This is a genomic window from Isoptericola sp. NPDC058082 (assembly GCF_042885055.1).
Lineage (GTDB): Bacteria > Actinomycetota > Actinomycetes > Actinomycetales > Cellulomonadaceae > Isoptericola.
On the sequence record NZ_JBHVSQ010000021.1, the window covers coordinates 6,963 to 26,865 of the forward strand.

At 74.9% G+C, this 19,903-nt stretch carries 20 protein-coding genes, 1 pseudogene and 1 riboswitch; of the genes and pseudogenes, 12 read left to right on the top strand and 9 right to left on the bottom strand.

The genetic code is table 11. The annotated features are described in order from the left end of the window. Window positions 1–178 precede the first annotated feature (178 nt). Entirely contained in the window at window positions 179–1,099 is a 921-nt protein-coding gene (locus ACFVS0_RS19625; RefSeq protein WP_430563804.1) for an LLM class flavin-dependent oxidoreductase, read from the top strand. A gap of 3 nt (window positions 1,100–1,102) precedes the next feature. Here ACFVS0_RS19625 and ACFVS0_RS19630 read toward each other — a convergent pair whose 3' ends face one another. Genes ACFVS0_RS19630 through ACFVS0_RS19640 form a run of 3 tightly spaced genes read right to left on the bottom strand, consistent with a single transcriptional unit; the run spans window position 1,103 to window position 5,388 of the window. After that, window positions 1,103–3,217, bottom strand: coding sequence for a CocE/NonD family hydrolase (locus tag ACFVS0_RS19630; protein ID WP_430588905.1), 2,115 nt, complete (start codon window positions 3,215–3,217; stop codon window positions 1,103–1,105). A gap of 38 nt (window positions 3,218–3,255) precedes the next feature. Next, entirely contained in the window at window positions 3,256–4,758 is a 1,503-nt protein-coding gene (locus ACFVS0_RS19635; protein WP_430563806.1) for a peptide MFS transporter, read from the bottom strand. Window positions 4,759–4,815: 57 nt separating this feature from the next. Continuing rightward, the gene (locus ACFVS0_RS19640) at window positions 4,816–5,388 is read right to left on the bottom strand and encodes a GNAT family N-acetyltransferase (protein WP_430588906.1); all 573 of its coding nucleotides are present in this window, start codon (window positions 5,386–5,388) and stop codon (window positions 4,816–4,818) included. A gap of 115 nt (window positions 5,389–5,503) precedes the next feature. Between ACFVS0_RS19640 and ACFVS0_RS19645 the strand changes: the two genes are divergently transcribed. Beyond that, the gene (locus ACFVS0_RS19645) at window positions 5,504–6,982 is read left to right on the top strand and encodes an amidase (protein ID WP_430588907.1); all 1,479 of its coding nucleotides are present in this window, start codon (window positions 5,504–5,506) and stop codon (window positions 6,980–6,982) included. On the opposite strand, the gene ACFVS0_RS19650 is transcribed toward ACFVS0_RS19645, so the two are convergent. Next, window positions 6,983–7,390 carry a MerR family transcriptional regulator gene (locus tag ACFVS0_RS19650; protein WP_430563809.1) on the bottom strand — a complete coding sequence of 136 codons (408 nt, stop codon included), beginning with the start codon at window positions 7,388–7,390 and terminating at the stop codon, window positions 6,983–6,985. It abuts the gene before it with no gap. Between the two features lie 49 nt (window positions 7,391–7,439). Here ACFVS0_RS19650 and ACFVS0_RS19655 point away from each other — a divergent pair, with 49 nt between their 5' ends. Beyond that, a complete protein-coding gene (locus ACFVS0_RS19655) occupies window positions 7,440–8,336 on the top strand; it encodes an NAD(P)-dependent oxidoreductase (protein WP_430552167.1) in 897 nt (298 codons plus the stop codon). A gap of 110 nt (window positions 8,337–8,446) precedes the next feature. Beyond that, entirely contained in the window at window positions 8,447–8,620 is a 174-nt protein-coding gene (locus ACFVS0_RS19660) for a CsbD family protein (RefSeq protein WP_429766061.1), read from the top strand. A 73-nt stretch (window positions 8,621–8,693) separates the two neighbouring features. Here ACFVS0_RS19660 and ACFVS0_RS19665 read toward each other — a convergent pair whose 3' ends face one another. Beyond that, window positions 8,694–10,136, bottom strand: a complete 1,443-nt coding sequence (locus ACFVS0_RS19665) for an aminotransferase class V-fold PLP-dependent enzyme (protein ID WP_430588908.1) — start codon at window positions 10,134–10,136, stop codon at window positions 8,694–8,696. A 34-nt stretch (window positions 10,137–10,170) separates the two neighbouring features. Further along, window positions 10,171–10,287: riboswitch (SAM riboswitch) on the bottom strand. Window positions 10,288–10,373: 86 nt separating this feature from the next. On the opposite strand from ACFVS0_RS19665, the gene ACFVS0_RS19670 reads away from it, so the two are divergent. From ACFVS0_RS19670 to ACFVS0_RS19680, 3 genes are all read left to right on the top strand, one after another. After that, window positions 10,374–11,054: an RNA polymerase sigma factor gene (locus ACFVS0_RS19670; protein ID WP_430552169.1), complete on the top strand. Its 681-nt coding sequence runs from the start codon at window positions 10,374–10,376 to the stop codon at window positions 11,052–11,054. Beyond that, window positions 11,054–12,241, top strand: a complete 1,188-nt coding sequence (locus ACFVS0_RS19675; RefSeq protein ID WP_430588909.1) for a protein kinase — start codon at window positions 11,054–11,056, stop codon at window positions 12,239–12,241. Before ACFVS0_RS19670 ends, ACFVS0_RS19675 begins: the two co-directional genes overlap by 1 nt. Before the next feature lie 103 nt (window positions 12,242–12,344). Further along, window positions 12,345–12,881, top strand: a complete 537-nt coding sequence (locus tag ACFVS0_RS19680) for a hypothetical protein (RefSeq protein WP_430588910.1) — start codon at window positions 12,345–12,347, stop codon at window positions 12,879–12,881. A 26-nt stretch (window positions 12,882–12,907) separates the two neighbouring features. Here ACFVS0_RS19680 and ACFVS0_RS19685 read toward each other — a convergent pair whose 3' ends face one another. After that, complete coding sequence (locus ACFVS0_RS19685) at window positions 12,908–13,078, bottom strand: hypothetical protein (protein WP_430563813.1); 171 nt, start codon at window positions 13,076–13,078, stop codon at window positions 12,908–12,910. Window positions 13,079–13,343: 265 nt separating this feature from the next. Here ACFVS0_RS19685 and ACFVS0_RS19690 point away from each other — a divergent pair, with 265 nt between their 5' ends. From ACFVS0_RS19690 to ACFVS0_RS19705, 4 genes are all read left to right on the top strand, one after another. Next, on the top strand, window positions 13,344–13,820 hold the full coding sequence (locus ACFVS0_RS19690) for a rhodanese-like domain-containing protein (RefSeq protein WP_430552173.1): 477 nt from the start codon (window positions 13,344–13,346) through the stop codon (window positions 13,818–13,820). Beyond that, on the top strand, window positions 13,817–15,082 hold the full coding sequence (locus tag ACFVS0_RS19695) for an O-succinylhomoserine sulfhydrylase (RefSeq protein WP_430588911.1): 1,266 nt from the start codon (window positions 13,817–13,819) through the stop codon (window positions 15,080–15,082). Before ACFVS0_RS19690 ends, ACFVS0_RS19695 begins: the two co-directional genes overlap by 4 nt. Before the next feature lie 65 nt (window positions 15,083–15,147). After that, the gene (locus ACFVS0_RS19700; protein ID WP_430588912.1) at window positions 15,148–15,633 is read left to right on the top strand and encodes a hypothetical protein; all 486 of its coding nucleotides are present in this window, start codon (window positions 15,148–15,150) and stop codon (window positions 15,631–15,633) included. Window positions 15,634–15,704: 71 nt separating this feature from the next. After that, window positions 15,705–16,436 carry a class I SAM-dependent methyltransferase gene (locus tag ACFVS0_RS19705; protein ID WP_430588913.1) on the top strand — a complete coding sequence of 244 codons (732 nt, stop codon included), beginning with the start codon at window positions 15,705–15,707 and terminating at the stop codon, window positions 16,434–16,436. Between the two features lie 16 nt (window positions 16,437–16,452). Here the strand turns inward: ACFVS0_RS19705 and ACFVS0_RS19710 are convergent, their stop codons facing one another. Both ACFVS0_RS19710 and ACFVS0_RS19715 read right to left on the bottom strand, forming a co-directional pair. Continuing rightward, window positions 16,453–17,469 (bottom strand): NADP-dependent oxidoreductase, encoded by a 1,017-nt coding sequence (locus ACFVS0_RS19710; protein WP_430588914.1) that lies wholly within the window; start codon window positions 17,467–17,469, stop codon window positions 16,453–16,455. 32 nt (window positions 17,470–17,501) lie between these two features. After that, window positions 17,502–17,888 carry a DUF1304 domain-containing protein gene (locus tag ACFVS0_RS19715; protein WP_430588915.1) on the bottom strand — a complete coding sequence of 129 codons (387 nt, stop codon included), beginning with the start codon at window positions 17,886–17,888 and terminating at the stop codon, window positions 17,502–17,504. A 101-nt stretch (window positions 17,889–17,989) separates the two neighbouring features. Between ACFVS0_RS19715 and ACFVS0_RS19720 the strand changes: the two are divergent. Further along, window positions 17,990–18,199: pseudogene (locus ACFVS0_RS19720) on the top strand (helix-turn-helix domain-containing protein); the annotation flags it as partial. A gap of 24 nt (window positions 18,200–18,223) precedes the next feature. Here the strand turns inward: ACFVS0_RS19720 and ACFVS0_RS19725 are convergent. Next, window positions 18,224–19,702 carry an alpha-amylase family protein gene (locus ACFVS0_RS19725; RefSeq protein ID WP_430588916.1) on the bottom strand — a complete coding sequence of 493 codons (1,479 nt, stop codon included), beginning with the start codon at window positions 19,700–19,702 and terminating at the stop codon, window positions 18,224–18,226. Window positions 19,703–19,903: the final 201 nt, after the last annotated feature.

Sequence of the window (19,903 nt, forward strand, 5' to 3'; positions counted from 1 at the left end):
GCCCCGTGGGGGGGGGGGTTTTGGGGGGGGGGGGGGGGGGGGGGAAAGAGGGGGGGAGGGGGGTGGGGGGGGGGGGTGGAGGTGCGGGGGGGGGGTGCGAACTACCTCGCGGCGCCTCGAACTACCTCGCGGCGCTGGGCACTACCTCGGCGTGCGGGCCTGGGGCAGGATCGGGTGCATGACCACCCTCGGCTGCATCCTCGCGCCCTACGGCAACCCGCCCTCGCGGTTCGTCCCGTTCGCCCGCACCGCCGAGGCCGCCGGCCTCGACGAGGTCTGGCTGTGGGAGGACTGCTTCCTCGAGTCCGGCCCGTCCGCGGCCGCGGCGATGCTGAGCGCCACCGAACGCCTGCGCGTCGGGATCGGCGTCATGCCGCTGCCGCTGCGCAACGTGGCGCTCACCGCGATGGAGACGGCGACGATCGACGGCATGTTCCCCGGTCGGTTCCTGCCGGGCGTGGGGCACGGCGTGCAGGACTGGATGGGCCAGGTCGGCGCCCGGGTGGCGTCGCCGCTGACGCTCATGCGCGAGCAGGTCACCGCGCTCCGCGCGCTGCTCGCCGGGGAGCGGGTCACGACGTCCGGCCGCTACGTGACCCTCGACGGCGTCGCCCTCGACTGGCCGCCGGCCGTCGCGCCGCCCGTGGTCGCGGCGGCGAAGGGCCCGAGGACGATGCGGCTGGTCGGCGAGATCGCCGACGGCGTCGTCATCGACGGGGACGCCGGCGTCCAGGGGGCCCGCGAGGCGATCGCGCTGCTCGACGAGGGGCGTGCGGCCGCCGGGCTGCCGCCCGTCGCGGAGTCCGGGCCGGGCAGCGCGCACCCGTTCCGGGCGGTGGCGTTCGCGCAGGTCGCCACCGGCGCCGGGGCGGCCGACCGGCTGCGTGCCTCGCTCGCGAAGTGGGACGTCGACGCGACCTCCGACGAGGTCCTCGCCGACCACGCCACGTGGGGCTCAGCGGAGGAGGTCGCCGACGGGCTGCGCCGCTTCGCCGCGCTCGGCGTCACGACCGTCGTCGCGCAGCCGACGCAGGACGAGCCGGACCTCGACGGGTTCGCGGCGTTCCTCGGGCAGGAGGTCGCGCCGCTGCTGCGGTAGCCGTCAGCCCGCGGTCCGCGGGATCGACCGCGTCCACCGCCGCTCGAAGACGACCTCGTCGCCGTCGCGCGCCACCACCTCGTTCTCGGTGTGGAAGGCGTGGTCGTCGCAGGAGATCTCCGACCGGGTGACGACGCTCGCGTCCCAGCCGCCGGCCATCCCCGCGGGCAGCGGGTCGCCCGCGTCGCGGCGCAGCCGCACCGTCCAGTCCGAGCGGGTGCGCGCGCTGGTGGCGTCCCGTCCGATCCAGTACCGCTCGAGCGCGTCCTCGGTGAACTCCAGGCCGTCGGGGTAGGTGCGGGTGCCGCCGTAGCGCGGGTCCACCTCCAGCAGCCACCGGCCCTCGGCGACGTCCCGCACGACCCGCCGCTCCGGCCGCGCCTGGCCCGCCTCGCCGAAGACGACGCCCAGCGGCGGCGTCTGCTCGGGCTCCTCGAAGACGACGGGCGGGTGCGACGACGCCCGGTCGTGCACGGGCAGCTCCAGCGCACCGTCGCCGACCGCGACGGCGAGCACGGCGTCGCCGGGCTGCGGCCAGACCCACGGCCAGTACGCGGAGGACACCGCGAGGCGCAGCCGGTGCCCGGGCGCCAGCGCGTAGCCGGTGCCGGTGAGCTCGAACGACACCTCCTCCGTCGCGCCCGGCGTCCACGGCACGACGCGGTCGCGACCGTGCCGGGCCGACAGGTTGAGCACGCCGCGCGTGACGAGCGTCGACGAGCCGTCCGGGCCGACGTCGCACAGGCGCGCCACGACCTGCCCCTTCTCCCCCGAGCACGTGAGCCGCAGCCGCACGCGGGCGCGCCCTAGGATCTCCAGCGGCGCGGTGAGCGGGGCGGAGTCGAAGCAGAGCGACCGCCCGTCCTCCTCCCGCTGGTCGGGCGGCAGGTCCGCGTCGTTGCCGAACGGGAAGAACCGGCCGGCGTCCACGCCGGTGTGCGACGGCGAGTCCACCAGCCACGACGTCGGCACGGGGTGGCCGCCCGCGAGCGCCCCGACCGTCGGCGCCGTCGTCCGCAGGCCGCCCTCGGGCGGGTCGTCGGCGTCGACGGCGACGAGCGGCAGCTCGCGGGGGAAGACGTGCGGCGACGGCCACGACGGCTCGCCCACCCACCGGCCGGGCAGCTCGTCGTAGACGGTGGCGGGCGGCACGGACTCGCTGATCCACGCGCGCAGCGGCGGGTCGTCGAGGACGCCGCGGTCGGCGCCCTTGAGCCAGTGGTCCCACCAGCGCAGCGTCTCCTGCAGGAAGCCGATGGCCGGGCCCGGCGGCAGACCGCGGTCGGGGTACTGGTGCGACCACGGGCCGAGGATGCCGCGCACGGGGGCGCGCAGGGCGCCGTCGTCGCCCGCCGCGGCGAGCCGCAGCACGGTGTCGCGGTACGGGTCGTTCCAGCCGCCGACGGCGAGCACCGCCGCCGAGATCGTCGAGTAGTCCTCGATGACGCTGCCGTGCCGCCAGTAGTCGTCGCGGCTCTGGTGGTCCAGCCAGGTGTGCACGAACGGCTCGGTGCGCTCCAGCCGGTCGAGCCACTGCTCGCGCCAGCCCTCCCCCACGTACACCGGGTCCGGCGGGCGCGAGCAGAACGCGAGCATCGTGGCCGCCCACGCGTGCATGTCGACGGCCAGCACGGAGCCGCCCGTGTAGTGCACGTCGTTGTCGTAGCGGTCGTCGGTGGAGCAGACCGTGACGATCGCCTTCAACGGCTCGGGCGCGAGCGCCGCGATCTGGAGCGAGTTGAAGCCGCCCCACGAGATGCCGAACATGCCGACCGACCCGTCGCACCAGCCCTGCGCCGCCAGCCACTCCACGACGACCACCCCGTCCGCGAGCTCGGTGGGCGAGTACTCGTCGTCCTGGAACCCGTCGGAGTTGCCGCTGCCCCGGATGTCCACCCGCACCGACGCGTACCCGTGCCCTGCGTAGTAGGGGTGGCGCTGGGCGTCGCGCGGGGCCGTCCAGTCGGACAGCCGGTAGGGCAGGTACTCGAGGATCGCCGGGACAGGCGTCGGGTCGACGGGCCTCCAGACGCGGGCCGCGAGGCGCGTGCCGTCGGCCAGGGGGATCCACAGGTCCTCGACGAGGGTCTCGTAGGGCAGGTCGGTCACGTGGCGCATGGGTCCTCCGGCGCTCGGACGATCAGTGGACGGGTGCCTCAGTGGACGGGGTGCATGGTGCGCTTCATCCACGGCGACAGGGCGAGCACGACGACGGCGACGATCACGGGCACGGCGCCGTTGACGGCGAAGTAGACGCCGTCTGGCACCTCGCCGTAGAAGCGGACGGTCTGCGCCTGGATGCCGTTGGCCAGCGCGATCGACAGGAACCACACCGCCATCGACTGGCTGGAGAACGCGAGCGGGGCGAGCTTCGTGGTGGCCGACAGGCCGGTGGTCTGCAGCAGGACGTCACCCAGGCCGAGCAGCGTCAGGGAGACCAGCAGCCACCAGACGGCGATCCGCCAGTCGCCGGACTGCCCGCTCACGGCCGGCACGAGGACGAGGTAGGACAGGCCGCCGAGCAGGGCACCGAAGGCGACCTTCTTGGACGCGTGCGGCTGGCGCGGCCCCAGCCACGTCCACAGTGCGGCGACGAGCGGGGCGACGAGCACCTCGGCGGCGCCCAGGTAGGAGCTGAACCAGGCCGACGGCACGTCCCAGCCGAAGAGGGTCCGCTGCACGTGGTCCTCGGCCAGCAGGATCAGCACCGAGTACGCCTGGAACAGCACGAAGTTGAACGCCACCGACGCGATCCACAGCACGAGGAACGGCCGCAGGCGGCCGCGCTCCTCGGTCGTCACGCGCGGGCTGCGGAACATCACCGTGAAGTAGACGATCGGCGCCACCATCGCGATCACGGTGAGGGCGTCCACGACCCCGGCGATGCTGAGCCGCCCGACCAGGGCGAGCACCACGAGGACGACGACCACGGCCGCCGCCGCGCCGAGCAGGAGCAGGCGGGTCCGGCGCGCGGCGTCGGGCGGCAGGGGCGCCTCGGCCGGCCGGCCGTAGCCCGGGATCCGCCGGCGCCCCACGACGTACTGGATCAGCCCCGCCGTCATGCCGATCGCGGCGGCGGAGAAGCCCCAGTGCCAGCCGACCTCGGCGCCCAGCCAGCCGGTGACCAGCGGACCGACGAACGCGCCCACGTTGATGCCCATGTAGTACAGGGCGAACCCGGCGTCGCGGCGGTCGTCGTCGGTGGAGTAGAGCTTGCCCACGAGCGTCGACACGTTGGGCTTGAGCAGCCCGGTGCCGAGGCTGATGAGCACGAGCCCGATCCACGTGGAGATCTCCGCCGGTACCGCCATCGTGTAGTGGCCGGCGGCGATGAGGATGCCGCCCCACAGCACCGCGCGGTAGGAGCCGAGGACGCGGTCGGCGATCCAGCCGCCGCCCACGGACACGAGGTAGACCATCGTGCCGTAGCCGGCGGCGATGGACGCCGCGTTGCCGGGCTCCATCGCGAGGCCGTCGTCGGCGACCGAGGCGGTGAAGTAGAGGACGAGGATCGCCTGCATCCCCAGGAACGAGAACCGCTCCCAGACCTCCAGGCTGAAGAGCGTCGCGAGGCCGCGGGGGTGGCCGAAGAACGCCCGGTCGTCGTGGGCGTCGGAGCCGGGGGCCGGGTCGACGGCGGGAGCGTCCTCGGTGGTCACCCGTCCAGACTCCCACCGCCCGCGCCCGCCGACCTGCCGAGCACGGGGGTGCGGACGTCAGCGACCGGCGAGCCGGGCCTCGAGGCCGGCGCGGACGCCGGGCCACTCGTCGTCGACGATCGAGAAGTAGGCGGTGTCCCCCACCGTGCCGTCGGCGGCGACGCGGTGCTTGCGCAGCACGCCCTCCGGCGTGGCGCCGAGGCGCCGGATGGCCGCGCACGAGCGCGTGTTGCGGGAGTCGGCGCGCAGCGCGACGCGGCGCATGCCCCACTCGTCGAACGCGTGCCGCAGCAGCAGGAGCTTGCACGCCGGGTTGGTCGTGCCGCCCCACCAGTCGCGGCCGTAGAAGGTGGTGCCGATCTCCACGCGGCGCGGGCCCGGCGCCAGCTCGTAGAACCGGGTGGACCCGCGCACCGCGCCGTCGTCGCCCACGACGGCGAACGCCGTCGTGCCGGGCGTGGCGACGCCCGCCTCGATCCACGCCTCGAGGTCCGCGAGCCCGGACGGGACCGGCGACGTCATGCCGAACCAGAGGTCGGCGTCGATCAGGGGGAGCAGCGCCTCGGCGTGCTGCGGGCCGAGCGGCTCCAGGCGCACGCCGTGGCCGGCGAGGACGAGGTCGTGATGCACGGGCCCATCCTCGCCGAACAGGCGGTTGATGCCGGAATGCGTCCAACTTCCTCGCGATACCGGTGTCAACCGCCTGTTCGGCGACCCGGGCAGCGGGATGGGTAGCGTGCGGATCATGGACGACGCCCTGCACGAGATGACCGCCACCCGGTTGCGCGACCTGCTGCGCGCGGGAGAGCTCACGCCGACCGAGGTGGCCGACCACTTCCTCGCCCGGATCGAGCGCGCCAACCCCGACCTGGGGGCGTTCGCCACCGTCGCCCCCGAGGCGGCGCGCGCGCGGACGGCGGCCCTCGAGCGCGACGGCGCGCACGGCCGGGCGACCCTGTGGGGGCTGCCCGGCGGGGACAAGGACCTGTGGATGCGGGCCGGCGTGCCCGCCCGGTTCGGCTCCCGCGCCTTCGCCGGCGACGACGCCGTCGTGCCGCCGGTGAGCGACGAGATCGTCGACGTCCTCGACGCCGCCGGCATGGTGAGCCTCGGCCGCACGACCGCCCCCGAGCTCGGCTTCCCCGCGTACACCGAGCCGCTGGCGGGGCCGGTGGCACGCAACCCGTGGGACCCGGGCCTCGGGGCGGGCGGGTCGAGCGGCGGCGCCGCCGTCGCCGTCGCGGCGGGCCTGCTCCCGTGCGCGCCGGGGTCGGACGGCGGCGGGTCGGTCCGCATCCCCGCCGCCGCGTGCGGCGTGGTCGGGCTGAAGCCGAGCCGCGGCCTCGTGCCGGCGGGGTCGGGCCAGGAGTCGCTGGGCGGGCTGGTCGTCAACGGGCCGCTCGCCCGCACCGCCGAGGACACCGCGCTGCTGCTGGAGGGCATGCTCACCTGGACCCCGGACGGCCGCGTGGCGCACCCGCTCACGCTGCGCGCGCCGTCGGCCCGCGCCGGGGAGTACCTGGCCGCGGCGCGCCGCGGAGAGGTGGCGGGTGACGGGGGCGAGGACGTGCGGGGCCGGTTCCGGATCGGTGTCACGACCGACTCCGCCTGGGACGACTTCTACGCGATCACGACGTCGGACGAGGCACGCGCCGCGCTCGACACCGGCGTGGCGACGCTCGCCGGCCTGGGGCACGAGGTCGACGACCTGTCCCTCGAGCCCGACCCGACGTACGGCCCCGCCTTCCGCACCCTGTGGATGGCGGGCGCCTCCGCGGTCCCGCTGGACGACCCCGCACGGCTCGACCGGCTCGAGCCGCTCACCCGGTGGCTCATCGGCCGCGGCCGCCAGGTGCCCGCCCGCGAGCTCGCCGAGGCGCTGCGTGCGCTCACGGCGTTCGAGCGCAGGCTGGTCGCGCAGGTGTCACGGTTCGACGCCGTCGTCACCCCCGCGCTCGCGACGACGCCCCGCCCGCTCGGCTGGTTCGACCCCGAGGACCCCGAGCGCAACTTCGAGCAGCAGTGCCAGTACACGCCGTGGACGTCGATGCTCAACGTGGCGGGGCTGCCGGCGATCACGCTGCCGACCCGCTGGACCGACGACGGGCTGCCGATGGGCGTCCAGCTGATCGGGCGGCCGGGCGGCGAGACGACGCTCCTCGCGCTCGCCGCCCAGCTCGAGGACCGGCTGCGCTGGGCGGATCGGCACCCTCCGGCCTGGTGATCAGGCGGGAACCCTCTCCGCCGTCGCGCCGTCGAGCGGCGGGTAGGTCTCGCCACCCACCCGCTCCGCCGCCGCGATGTACCCGGCCAGGGCCGAGCGCGAGCGGGCGAGCCTCGCCATCTGGTCCTCCAGACGCCGCAGGCGGGAGCGCATCGCGGTCAGGAGCTCGGCACAGCCGGGCAGCTGCGGCTCCTCGCCGACCGCGCACGGCAGGACGTAGGCGATGTCCTCGGACGACAGGCCCGCGTCGAGCAGGTGCCGGATCTGGCGCACCCGCAGCACGGCCCCCTCGTCGAACTCGCGGTAGCCGTTCGAGCGTCGGGCGACGTCCAGCAGGCCCTGGGCCTCGTAGTAGCGCAGCTGGTGCGTCCGCACGCCCGTGCGGCGGCTCAGCTCACCGATCCGCATCCCGCTCCCCCTTGACCTTCACACCGGTATGAACGTCGACGATGCTGCCATGGTCACCAGAACCCACAAGCCGTCGTCCCCCGCCCCCGTCTCCGTCGTCGGACTCGGCCTCATGGGTCGCGCGCTCGCCGGCGCGTTCCTGCGGGCCGGGCACCCCACCACCGTGTGGAACCGCACCCCCGCCAGGGCCGACGCGTTGGTGGCGGACGGCGCGCACCTGGCGCCCACGGCGGCCGCGGCGGTCCGTCCCGGCGGCCTGACGATCGTCTGCCTCACCGACGACGCCGCCGTGCGCGAGCTGCTCGGCCACGACGACGTCGACCTCGCCGGCGCCACGCTGGTCAACCTCACGTCCAGCAGCTCCTCGCAGGCCAGGGAGACCGCCCGGTGGGCCGCCCGGCGCGGCGCGCGATACCTCGACGGCGCGATCATGGCCGTGCCGCCCGCGATCGGGACGGCGGACGCGGTCGTCCTGCACAGCGGGCCCCGGACGGACTTCGACGCGCACGCCGCCACCCTCGCCGCGCTCGGCACCGTCACCCACCTCGGCGAGGACCCCGGGCTGGCGTCCCTCTACGACGCGGCCGGCCTCACGATGATGTGGAGCGTCCTCGACGCGTGGCTGCACGGCACCGCCATGCTCCGCACGGCCGGGGTGGACGCCGCCGCCTTCGCCCCGTTCGCCCGGCAGATCGCGGAGGGCGTGGCCGCCTGGCTGCCCGGCTACGCGGAGCAGGTCGACAGCGGCAGGTTCCCGGCGGAGGCCTCGGCCCTCGAGACGGACGCGCGCGCGATGGCGCACCTCGTCGAGGAGAGCGCGGCGCTGGGCGTGAGCACCGAGCTGCCGAGACTGCTCAAGGCCGTGGCCGACCGTGGCGTCGCCGCGGGCCACGGTCACGAGCAGTACCCGGTGCTGATCGAGGAGTTCGGCCGCCCGACGCCCTGACCTGCCGGTCGCCACCCGGAGGACCACGACCTGAGACGTCGGCGTGCGAGCCGGCGGGCACGCGCCTACGGTCGGTGCTCGAGGTCGTTCGTCCGACGGAAGGAGCCCCGATGGGACTGGGAGACAAGGCCAAGCACCTGGCGGAAGAGGCCGAAGGCAAGGCCAAGGAAGCCACGGGCAAGCTCACCGACGACGAGAGCAAAGAGGCCGAGGGCAAGGCCCAGCAGGCCAGCGCGAACCTCAAGCAGGCGGGCGACGACGTCAAGGACGCGTTCAAGGGCTGACCCGCTGACACGACGGGGCGCCACCGCACGGTGGCGCCCCGTCGTCATGTCCGCCCGGGGCGGGGCCGACGGCTCAGAGGTCGTCGGGCAGGCAGCCGAACGCCTCGTCGGCGCCCAGCGCGGCGGTGGCGAGCAGCCCCTCGAGGCCGGAGCCCTCGGGCACGGGGCGCGGGTCGTCGACGACGACCCACAGCCCGTCCACGACGTCGTACTGCGCCTGCGGCCCCTCGGTCACGAGCGAGCGGACGGCGGCGACGAGCCGCTCGACCTCCTCGCCCGCGGTGCCGAGGCCCACCGACGCGCGGACGGCGCCGGCGTCGAAGCCGAGGCGGCCGAGCAGCGGGTGGGCGCAGAACCGGCCGTCGCGCACGCCGATGCCGTGCTCGGCGGACAGGTACGCGGCGACGAGGCCCGGGTCGTACCCGGTGACGGTGAACGTCACGACCCCCACCGGGTCGACGGCGTCGTCCCAGACGTGGACGACCTCGACGCGCTCGATCTCGCCGAGCCCGTCCACGAGCCGGCGCCGCAGGGCGTCCTCGTGCCCGGCCGCGACCCACGGGTCGAGGGCGGCGAGCTCGTCGCACGCGGCCGCGAGCGCCACCGCTCCCACGACGTTGGGCGAGCCGGCCTCGTGCCGGGCGGGGCCCTCGTGCCAGTCGGTCGTGGTGGTGCGCACCCGGCGCACGGCGCCGCCGCCGGCCAGGTACGGGGTGCCGGCGTCGAGCCAGTCGCGCCGGCCGACCAGGGCACCGGCCCCGAACGGCGCGTACGTCTTGTGGCCCGAGAACGCGACGTAGTCGACGCCCGTCTCCGCGAGCGAGAAGCGGCGGTGCGGCACCAGCTGGGCGCCGTCGAGCACGACGCGCGCGCCGGCGCCGTGCGCGGCGGCGACGACGTCGGCCACGGGCAGCGCCTCGCCGGTCACGTTGGACGCGCCGGTGAGCGCCAGGAGGGCGTAGGGGCGGCCCGCGGCAGCGGCCGACCCCAGCTCTTCCTCGATCTCCGCGAGGGTGGCGGCCACGGACGGGCCGCCCGCGACGACGGTCGCGTCGGTGACGCGCTGCCAGGGCAGCAGGTTGGCGTGGTGCTCGATGTCGAGCACGAGGACGCGGCCGGGCTCGCCGGTGGCCGGGTCGGCGGGCACGCAGCCCGCGAGCAGGTTGAGCGAGTCCGTCGTGTTGCGGGTGACGATCGTGAGGTCGTCCTCGCGGGCTCCGACGAACGCGCCGATCGTGCGGCGGGCCGTCTCGTACAGGGCCGTCGAGACCTGCGACAGGTAGCCGGCGCCGCGATGGACGCTGGCGTACAGCGGCAGCACGCGCGCGACCCGGTCGGCCACGGCCTGCAGGGCGGGCGCCGACGCCGCGACGTCGAGGTTGGCGTACGGCAGCTGACGGCCGTCGACGAGCGGCACGAGCGTGTCGCCGCCGACGACGGGCAGCACGGGTGCGACGTCCTGCACGGCGCCGACGCGCGCGGCGGGCACCGCAGGCGCGGGGGTGAGCGTGGTCATGCGTGGTCCTCCTCGGTCGTGCCGGGGAGGTGGCTCCCCGCGCTTGCCCGCGCGCCGGACGGCGCAGGGCCAGGTCGTCACCCGGGGCACCCCGCCGCGAGAGGAGGGTTGCCGGCCAGCGAGCCGGGGCTTCGCGCTGGCGCTCTTGACCTGCCGCCCATCGTGCGTGCGCAGCACCACACGGTCAAGCGGAGCCCGCCCCCTTCTCACGATGCGGTCGCGTGAGACGCTGGATGCATGCCCGATCGCACCGTTCCGGCCTCCGGCGCGCCTCCGGGAGGCCCCGTCGGAAGCCCCGTCGGAACCCCGGCCGAGCTGGTCGCCCGCGCCCTCGCCGGCGGCGACCTCCACGCCGCAGGGCTCGCCGCCCGCGCGGCGACCGGGGACGACGCCGCCGACGTCCTCGACCTCGTCGGCGGGCGGGCCGCCGCGGGCTCCGCGCCCGCGACCGAGCTGCTGGTGGAGCTGCTGGACGCGTCCGGCGTCGTCCGGCGCTTCGTGCGCGGCGCCCTGCTCGACGAGGCCGCCGTGGACGACGTCTCCCAGGACGTGCTGGTCTCCGTGGCGACGTCGGTCCGGTCGTTCGCGGGCGGGTCGCGGGTCACCACGTGGGTGCACGGGATCGTGCGCCACCGGGTGGTCGACCACCTGCGACGGCAGCGCGCCACCGCTCCCCTGCCCGACGACGACGTCGGGCCGTCGGAACGGATGAGCTCCCTCATCGCCACGCGCGCCACCGTGCGCGACGCGCTCGCCGCCCTGCCCGAGCTCTACCGCGAGCCCGTGACGCTGCGCGACATCGAGGGCCTGCCCTACGCGGAGGTGGCCGACCGTCTGGGGCGCAGCGTCGGCACCGTGAAGTCACAGGTCTCGCGCGGCCGCGCGCTCGTGGCCGCGGCCCTCGGGAGCCTGTCCTGATGGCCGCGCCGGCCGCGCCCGAGCCGCTGCTCGGGCGGTACCGGGTGGGCGACGTCATCGGCGTCGGGTCGTTCGCCACCGTGCACCGCGCCGTGGACGAGCGGCTGGACGACGTCGTCGTGGTGAAGGTGCTGGCCGAGAACCACAGCCTCAACCCGGAGGTCCGCGAGCGGTTCATCGCGGAGGGCCGGGCGCTGCGGCGGGTGGCGAGCCCGCACGTCGTCGCCGTGCACGACATCGGCGAGAGCGACCGCCAGCAGCCCTACCTCGTCCTCGAGCTCGCCGACCGCGGCACCCTCGCGGCCCGCGTCGCGGCCCTGCGGGCGGACGGGTGGACGGCGACGCCCGCCGACGTGCTCGCCGTCGCCCGGGGGCTCGCCGCCGCGGTCGAGGCCGTGCACGCCGCGCACCTCGTGCACCGGGACCTCAGCCCCGGCAACGTGCTGCTGCGTACCGGCCCGGAGGGTGCGGTCGAGGGCGTTCCCGCCGCCGTCGTCCGGCCGGACGAGCGCCTCGTCCTGGCCGACCTCGGCATGAGCAAGGACCTGGCCCGCAGCTCCGGGCTGACCGTCGCGGGCGGCACCGAGGGGTTCCGGCCGCCGGAGCAGGACGGCCCCGGCACGGTCGACACCCGCGCCGACCTGTGGGCGATGTCCGCGCTGCTGTCCTGGCTCGTCGAGGGCGCCGACCTCCCGCGCTCCCTCGACGCCGCGCTGCGCCGCAGCCTCGCCGACGCCCCCGCCCGGCGGCACCCCGACGCCGCAGCCTGGCTGGCCGACGTCGAGGGGGCGCTCGGCCCGGGCACGACCGGCGGCCCGGACCGCGCGCGACGCCGCCCGGCCGCCGTCGTCGTCGCCGCGGTCACCGCCGCCGTCCTCGGCCTGGGCGCGGGCGCCGGCGTCACGGCCTGGCTCGACCGGCCTCGCTCGGCCGCGGGCGGCGCGAGCGTCGCGATCTCCGGGCCCGGGGCGGCGACCGTCGGCGAGCCGGTCACCCTCACGGCCGACGTCGCGGGCGCGGAGCACTGGGTGTGGACGCTGCCCACGGGCACCTACGTGGCCGACGACGAGCGCGTGCGGCTCACCGCCAGCAGCACCGGCGCCGCCGAGGTGGTGCTCGAGGCCCGCGCCCCGGACGGGACCGCCCTCACGGCCGTGCACCGGCTGCGGGTCGGCGCCGGGTCCTGACCCGGACGAAGAAATCTCGGTCCGCGTGCAACCTTTCCGCCGCCGCGGACGACTCACGGGGGTCAGCACCGCACGGGGCTGCCCCCATCGACCAGGAGAGACCATGCGACACCTTCCCCGCCGACTGACGCCGATCGCCCTCGCGAGCCTCCTCGCCCTGAGCGCGTGCGCGTCCCCGACCCCCGACGCCGAGTTCGACGACCCGGGCAGCTCGGCGTCGGACACGACGGCGACGCAGCACGCCGACGACGCCGCGGGCGCCGACGAGCAGGCCGACGGGACCGAGGAGACCGCCGACGCGCCGGCGGCGAAGGACCCCTCGGCGTACACCGTCCGCTACGCCGACAGCGACAAGACCGTCATCACCCTCGACCGGGCCCAGGTGGAGCAGCTCACCGGCACCGACCTGGCCGCCGGCACCGACGAGGCCGAGGCCGCGCTCGCGGAGCCCGGCACCTGGTCGGGTGCGGACACGAAGGAGCACGCCGACGTCATCGTCGACGCCGCGACCCGCGAGTCCGACCGGATCGACCGCGTGCTCACGCAGCAGGCGGACGGCCGCGACGTCGAGCTGCGGCTGTTCGTCAAGCACCACCAGCACGCCCACGTGGCGCACTTCGGCGAGGACGACGACGACTGATCCCCTGGGTGTGGGTGTGCCGCGGGTCAGACGCCAGGGCCGTCCCGCCAGCCGAGCACGTTGTCCGCGCCCTGGGGGTAGGGGGCCTCGTGCGGGCGCCCGCCCTCGGGACGCGGCGGCGGCAGGTCGCGCGGACGCTCCAACGGCTCCTTGCGCTCGCGCCGGAACCACCCCTTGATCGTGGCGAGGATTGCCATCGTCCGTCTCCTTCGAGGTGCGGCCGAGCCCGAGTCCTGCCGGAGACTTTACCTTCGGCCGCGCCTGGGCACACCGGGGACGCGCGGCGTTCGCGTCCCGAGACGGGGTGACCAGCACGCGGACGCTGTCGTACGATCGCCAGGACCATCCCGAGCGGCCGAGTGACGTGGCACGTCGACGCCGCAGCAACCCGCGGGCCGGTCGCCGGCGACGGCGGCCCGTCCGGACGAGGGTGCTACCGCCACGACCGATGGGAGGACTGCGATGAGCACCCAGATCGATCCCCGCCCCGCCGAGGGCTACGCCGGCGACCTCACCCCGCAGCAGGCGTGGGACCTGCTCGCCGGCGATCCGGACGCCGTCCTCGTCGACGTGCGCACCGAGGGCGAGTGGCGCGCCATCGGCGTGCCGGACACCGCGACCGCCGGGAAGACCCCGGTCTTCGTCGAGTGGGTGCAGGCGGGCGGGCGCCCGAACGCCGGCTTCCTCGCCGAGCTCGCCGCCGCGGGCGTGACCGCGGACCGCCCCGTCGTCTTCCTGTGCCGCTCCGGCCAGCGCTCGATCGGCGCGGCGCGCCTCGCGACGTCGTCGGGCCTCGGCCCGGCGTACAACGTGCTCGAGGGCTTCGAGGGCGGCCCCGGCTTCGACGGCGTCCGCGACCGCGAGGGCTGGAAGGTGCGCGGCCTGCCGTGGGGCGCGTACGACGCCGCCCGGCAGCAGGACCCGGAGCAGGCCCGATGAGCGGCGTGCAGGTCCCGACCGGCCCTGGCGCCGACCCCACGACCTTCGGCGGCTCGCGCCCGCTGCCCGCCACGGTCCGGCCCGCGACCCTGGCCGTGCGCGGCGGGCACCGTCGGTCGGACTTCCAGGAGATGTCCGAGGGCCTGTTCCTCACCCAGGGGTACACCTACGCCTCGGCGGCGGACGCCGAGGCGGCGTTCGCCGGCGAGCGCTCGCAGTTCCTGTACTCGCGGTACGGCAACCCGACGGTGCACACGTTCGAGGAGCGGCTGCGCCTCATCGAGGGTGCCGAGGCCTGCTACGCCACGGCGTCGGGCATGTCGGCGGTGTTCAACGCCCTCGCCGCGCTGGTCTCCAGCGGTTCGCGCATCGTCTCGGCGCGGGCCCTGTTCGGGTCCACCAACGTCATCTACGACGAGATCTTCGCCAAGTGGGGGGTGCGCGTCGACCTGGTCGACGGGCACGTGACCTCGCAGTGGGAGGAGGCCCTCGCCACGCCGGCAGACGTCGTGTTCTTCGAGTCGCCGTCCAACCCCATGCAGGACCTCGTGGACGTGCGGCGGGTGGCCGAGCTCGCGCACGCCGCCGGCGCCGTCGTCGTGGTGGACAACGTGTTCGCGACGCCGGTGCTGCAGAAGCCGCTCGAGCTCGGTGCCGACGTCGTCGTGTACTCGGCCACCAAGCACATCGACGGGCAGGGGCGCGTGCTCGGCGGCGCGATCCTCGGCACGGAGGAGTTCCTCACCGGGCCGGTGCAGACGTTCGTGCGCAACACCGGCCCGTCGCTGAGCCCGTTCAACGCGTGGGTGCTGCTCAAGGGCCTGGAGACGCTCGACGTGCGCGTGCGAGCCCAGAACGCGGCGGCGCTGCAGGTCGCGACCGCGCTCGAGGAGCTCGACGGAGTGACCGGGGTGCGCTACCCGTTCCTCCCGTCGCACCCGCAGCACGAGCTCGCCAAGGCGCAGCAGTCGGGCGGTGGCACGGTCGTGACGTTCGACCTGGCCGTGCCCGAGGGCACGGAGGCGGCCGAGGCGAAGAAGCGCACGTTCGCGTTCCTCGACGCCCTCCAGGTCGTCGACATCTCCAACAACCTCGGCGACGCGAAGTCGATCATCACGCACCCCGCCACGACGACGCACCGCAAGCTCGGCCCCGAGGGCCGCGCCAAGGTCGGCATCGCCGAGACCACCGTGCGGCTGTCGATCGGCCTCGAGGACCCGCGGGACATCGTCGAGGACGTCGAGCAGGCGCTGCACGCCTGACCTCCTGCGACGTGTCGGGGGCCCCTGCCAGGCTCGGGGCCCGGCCCGTTCGACGAGGAGGACCCGTGGGGACGCAGCACGACTTCGACTTCCTGTTCGGCGCGTGGCGCGTCCGTCATCGCCGTTGGACCGAGCCCCTGGCCCCGGGGTCGACGACGGGCACCTGGGCCGAGTTCGACACCGAGGCCGTCGCCGGGCCGATCCTCGACGGCCTCGGCAACGCCGACGACACGTCCGGCACGCTGCCCGACGGGTCCCGGTTCAGCGGTCACAGCCTCCGCCTGTACGACCCGTCACGTGACGTGTGGCGGATCTGGTGGGCATCCACGAGCCAGCCCGGTCGGCTGGACCCCCCGGTCGAGGGGACGTTCACGGACGGCGTCGGCACCTTCGTCGGCCCTTTCGAGCACGAGGGCAGGACGATCCTCGCCCGGTTCCGGTGGCTCGACACGGACTCCCCGCGTCCCCGGTGGGAGCAGGACTTCTCCTTCGACGAAGGCCGTACCTGGGAGCCGGTGAACTGGGTCATGACCCACACCCGGATCCGCTGAGACGTCCCGGACGTCTCGCACCCGCGGAATTCCCTGTGACCGCGCGGCACGGCCCGGCCTACGGTCGATGCGTGCCCGACGCCGTCTTCGCCGACCCCACGCTCGCCCGGCTGTACGACCCGCTCGACCCGGACCGCGGCGACCTCGTCCCGTACCTGACGCTCGCCCACGAGCTGGGCGCGCGCCGTGTGCTCGACGTCGGCTGCGGGACGGGCACGTTCGCGTGCCTGCTCGCGGCGGAGGGGTTCGAGGTCGTCGGGGTGGACCCGGCGGGCGCCTCGCTCGAGGTAGCGCGCGGCAAGCCCGGCGCCGAGCGCGTGCGGTGGCTGCACGGCGACGCCACCACGCTGCCGCCGCTGCAGACGGATCTCGCGACGATGACCGGCAACGTCGCGCAGATCTTCGGCACCGACGACGCGTGGTCGGCGACACTGCGGGGCGCCCACGCCGCCCTCGTCCCCGGCGGGCACCTGGTGTTCGAGACCCGCGACCCGGCCCAGCGGTTCTGGGAGGGCTGGACGCGCGAGCGCACGCACCGCCGCGACGACGTGCCGGGGTTCGGCGTCGTCGAGACGTGGACCGACCTGGTCGACGTGTCGCTGCCGTTCGTGACGTTCCGCGGCACGTTCGTCCTGGCCGACGGGCGCGTGCTGCGCTCGGACTCGACGCTGCGGTTCCGGGAGCACGACGAGCTGGTGGCGTCGCTCGAGGACGCCGGTTACGTCGTCGAGCAGGTGCGCGACGCCCCCGACCGCCCGGGTCTGGAGTGGGTCTTCGTCGCCCGGGCGGCCGAGCCCGGCTGACGCGGCCGACGCGAGCTCAGCGCGCGGTGCGGACGACCATCTTCCCGGTGTTGGCGCCGCGCATCATGTCGAGGAACGCCTGCGGGGCGTTCTCGATGCCGTCGACGACGGTCTCGTCGTAGGCGATCTTCCCGTCGGCGAACCAGCCCGCCATGTGCTCGCGGAACGCGGGCGCGTGGTGCAGGTACCCGCCGAGCGTGAAGCCCTCGAGCCGGAGCCCGCGGGTGACGAGGTTCGCCATGTTGTCCGGGCCGGGCAGGCGGTCGGTGGAGTTGTAGCCGGCGATGGCGCCGCAGAGCGCGACCCGTCCGCCGTCGTTCATGACGTCGAGGGCCGCGGTGAGGTGGTCGCCGCCGACGTTGTCGAAGAAGACGTCGACGCCGCCCGGCACGAGCGCGGGGAGCTGCTCTCGCACGGGCGCGTCCTTGTAGTTGAGGGCCGCGTCGTAGCCGTACTTCGAGGTGAGCAGCTCGACCTTCTCGGCCGACCCTGCCGACCCGACCACCCGCTCGGCGCCGAGCAGCCGCGCGATCTGGCCGGCGGCGGTGCCGACGGCCCCCGCGGCACCCGAGACGAACACCGTGTCGCCCGGCTTCATGCCCGCGATCGCGGTGAGGCCGACGTAGGCCGTGAGACCCGTCATGCCGAGGATGCCGAGGTGCAGCGACAGGGGCGCGCCCGGGATCTCGGGCACGACCCGGAAGCCGCGCGCGTCCTCCTGCGCGACGTCGCGCCAGCCGTGCTGGTGCAGCACGACCGCACCGACGGGGACGTCGTCGGACGTGGACTCGACGACGCGGCCGACCGCGCCACCCGTCATGGTCTCCCCCAGCGCGTAGGGCGGGGTGTAGCTCTTCACGTCGTTCATGCGACCGCGCATGTAGGGGTCGACGGAGACGAACTCGTTGACGACGCGGACCTGACCGGGCTCGAGGTCGCCGTACGTGACCTGGACGGTGCGGAAGTCGTCCGGCGCCGGCCACCCGGTGGGGCGGGCGGCGAGCTGGACCTGGGTGCTGACGATCGAGGACATGCGGGGTGGTGCCTTCTTCCGGTGACGGGGGGTCAGGACGCGAGGCCGACGACCAGCGCGAGGACGGCGAGCAGAGGCACGGTGCCCTGCTTGACGGCGGCAGCGCGCTTGCCGGGGGACGACAGGAACAGGACGAGGGCGGCCGCGAGCATGCTGCCCGTGCCGGCCAGGACGAGGGCCGCGCCGGCGCCCGTGCTGCCGGCGGCGACGAGCACGATGCCGACCGTCGTCACGACCGCGAGGAAAAGGTTGTAGAACCCCTGGTTGAAGGCCAGCTCGCGCGTGGCGGCGGCCCCCTGCTCCGTCGTGCCGAACGTGGCGCGCGCCCGCGGCGTGGTCCACGCGAGGGACTCGAGCCAGAAGATGTACACGTGGAGCGCGGCGGCGATCCCTGCCAGGACGAGCCCTGCGACGACCATCGGTCCCCCTGCTGCCTGCCCGGCGCGGTCGGCCGGTTCGATTCTGTAACGGTCGGTCCACTGTATATACTGCAACGAGCGTTGCACAACTTGGAGGCACGATGGGCAGGGCGCAGGGGTTCGAGACCGAGCAGGCGGTCCGGGCGGCCCGCGAGGTGTTCTGGCGCGAGGGTTACGCGGAGGCGTCCGTCCCCGCGCTGGAGCGCGCCACGGGACTGAACCGGTCGAGCATCTACCACGCCTTCGGCTCCAAGCGCGGGCTCTTCGACGCCGCCGTGCAGAGCTACCTGGACGAGGTCGTGCGGCCGCGACCGCCCGCCCGCCGTGCCGGGAGCTCAGCCGTCGGCGCCTGCCGGCAGCAGCGCGACCGCGCTGTTGGCGGGGACGGTCGCGGTGAAGGTCCCGTCCGCGGCGACGGTGTACGTCGCGGCCGCACCCTCCCCGGCCGCGACGTTCGTGTACTCGCCCGCGGGCAACGAGGTCGTGTAGGTGTGCTCCGCCTCGCCGTCACCGCTGTTGAGGGCGATGAAACCGGCGTCGCCGCGGCCGAAGGCGATCCGGTCGCCGCCGTCGTCCCACCAGTCGGTGAGGTCGGTGCCCTGGACGGCGTGGTGGAACCTCACCATCCCCGCGACGGCCGGGTCGCGCTGGATGCAGCTCCAGGCTCCGCCGTCGCAGTCGGCGTCGGGCACGCTCGTCGCGGTCACACCGGGCGCGCCGGCGTCCTTGTCGTCGAACGTGTAGCCCGTGTACAGCGACGGCGAGCCGTACGGAAACGCGAGCATGAACACGGTGGCGAGCCGGTAGGCGTCGCCGTCCTTGTACGTCAACGTCTCGCCGTTGCGCTCGGTGTCGTGGTTGGTCACGAAGACGCCGGCCTGGTCCGACGGCAGCTTGCCGTCGGCGACGCCCCGCAGGCCGGCCAGCTGGCCGCCGAACGCGTTCTTGAGCTGGCGGGCGTAGTCGAACTCGTGCACGTCGCCGCTGCCCACATACTCGGACGGCTGGATCGGCTCGCCGCCCGCGCCGATGACCTCCTGCACCCAGTAGACGTCCGGGTCGCTCAGCTTCGCCTTGATGGCGGCGAGGTCCTCCGCAGGCATGTGCTTCGCGGCATCGATGCGGAAGCCCTGCACGCCCAGGTCGAGCAGGTCGTTCAGGTAGCCCGCGATCTTGTCCTGCACGTCGGGCGAGCCCGTGCGCAGGTCCTGGAGCGAGACGAGGCGGCAGTTCTGCACCTCGTCCCGGTCGCCGTAGTTCGCGATGTTCTCGCGGCAGTCGTTGAAGTCCGCGGCGGTGTACGGGACGCCGGGGAAGTCGTCGACGGCGAACGACGTGCCCGCCACCCCGGTCCCGGCTCCCTGGTCCGCGCCGGTGGTGTGGTTGATGACGGCGTCCGCGACGACGCCGACACCTGCCTCGCCGCAGGCGTCGACCATCGCCTCGAACTCCTCGCGCGTGCCGAGCTTGGACTCGATCCGGTAGCTCACCGGCTGGTACGACGTCCACCATGCGGCGCCCTGGATGTGCTCCTGCGGCGGCGACACCTGGACGGCGTCGATCCCGGCGGGGCCGATCGTGCTGGCGCACTCCTCGGCGACGGACGTCCATGTCCACTGGAACATGGTGAGGATGACGTCCCCGTGCGCGACGTCGGCCGCGGCGGCGGGCTCCTCGGCGGCCGACGACGGGTCGGAGCTGGCAGGGGTCGCGGTCGCGACCAGGCCTGCGGCGGTGAGTCCTGCTGCCGCCATGGCGGCGACCGCTCGCCCGGCCTGTCGACGTCGGGAGCGCGTGGTGCGTGCGTGCGTCATTGCTGTCTCCTTCGGGTCGGACGGACCCCCGTGAGGGCCCGCCGGCTCTCCCCCGGCGGCGATGCCGGGGTGTCGTGCACGGCGGGTGGCCGCGTCGGCGACAAGCGGGAGTGCGCATTGTCGCCTTGCAGCAACATTGCAGAGAATTTCGGGACTGTCTACCCGGGCGACGGCAGAGCGCACGGTGAGGTGCGCGGCTAG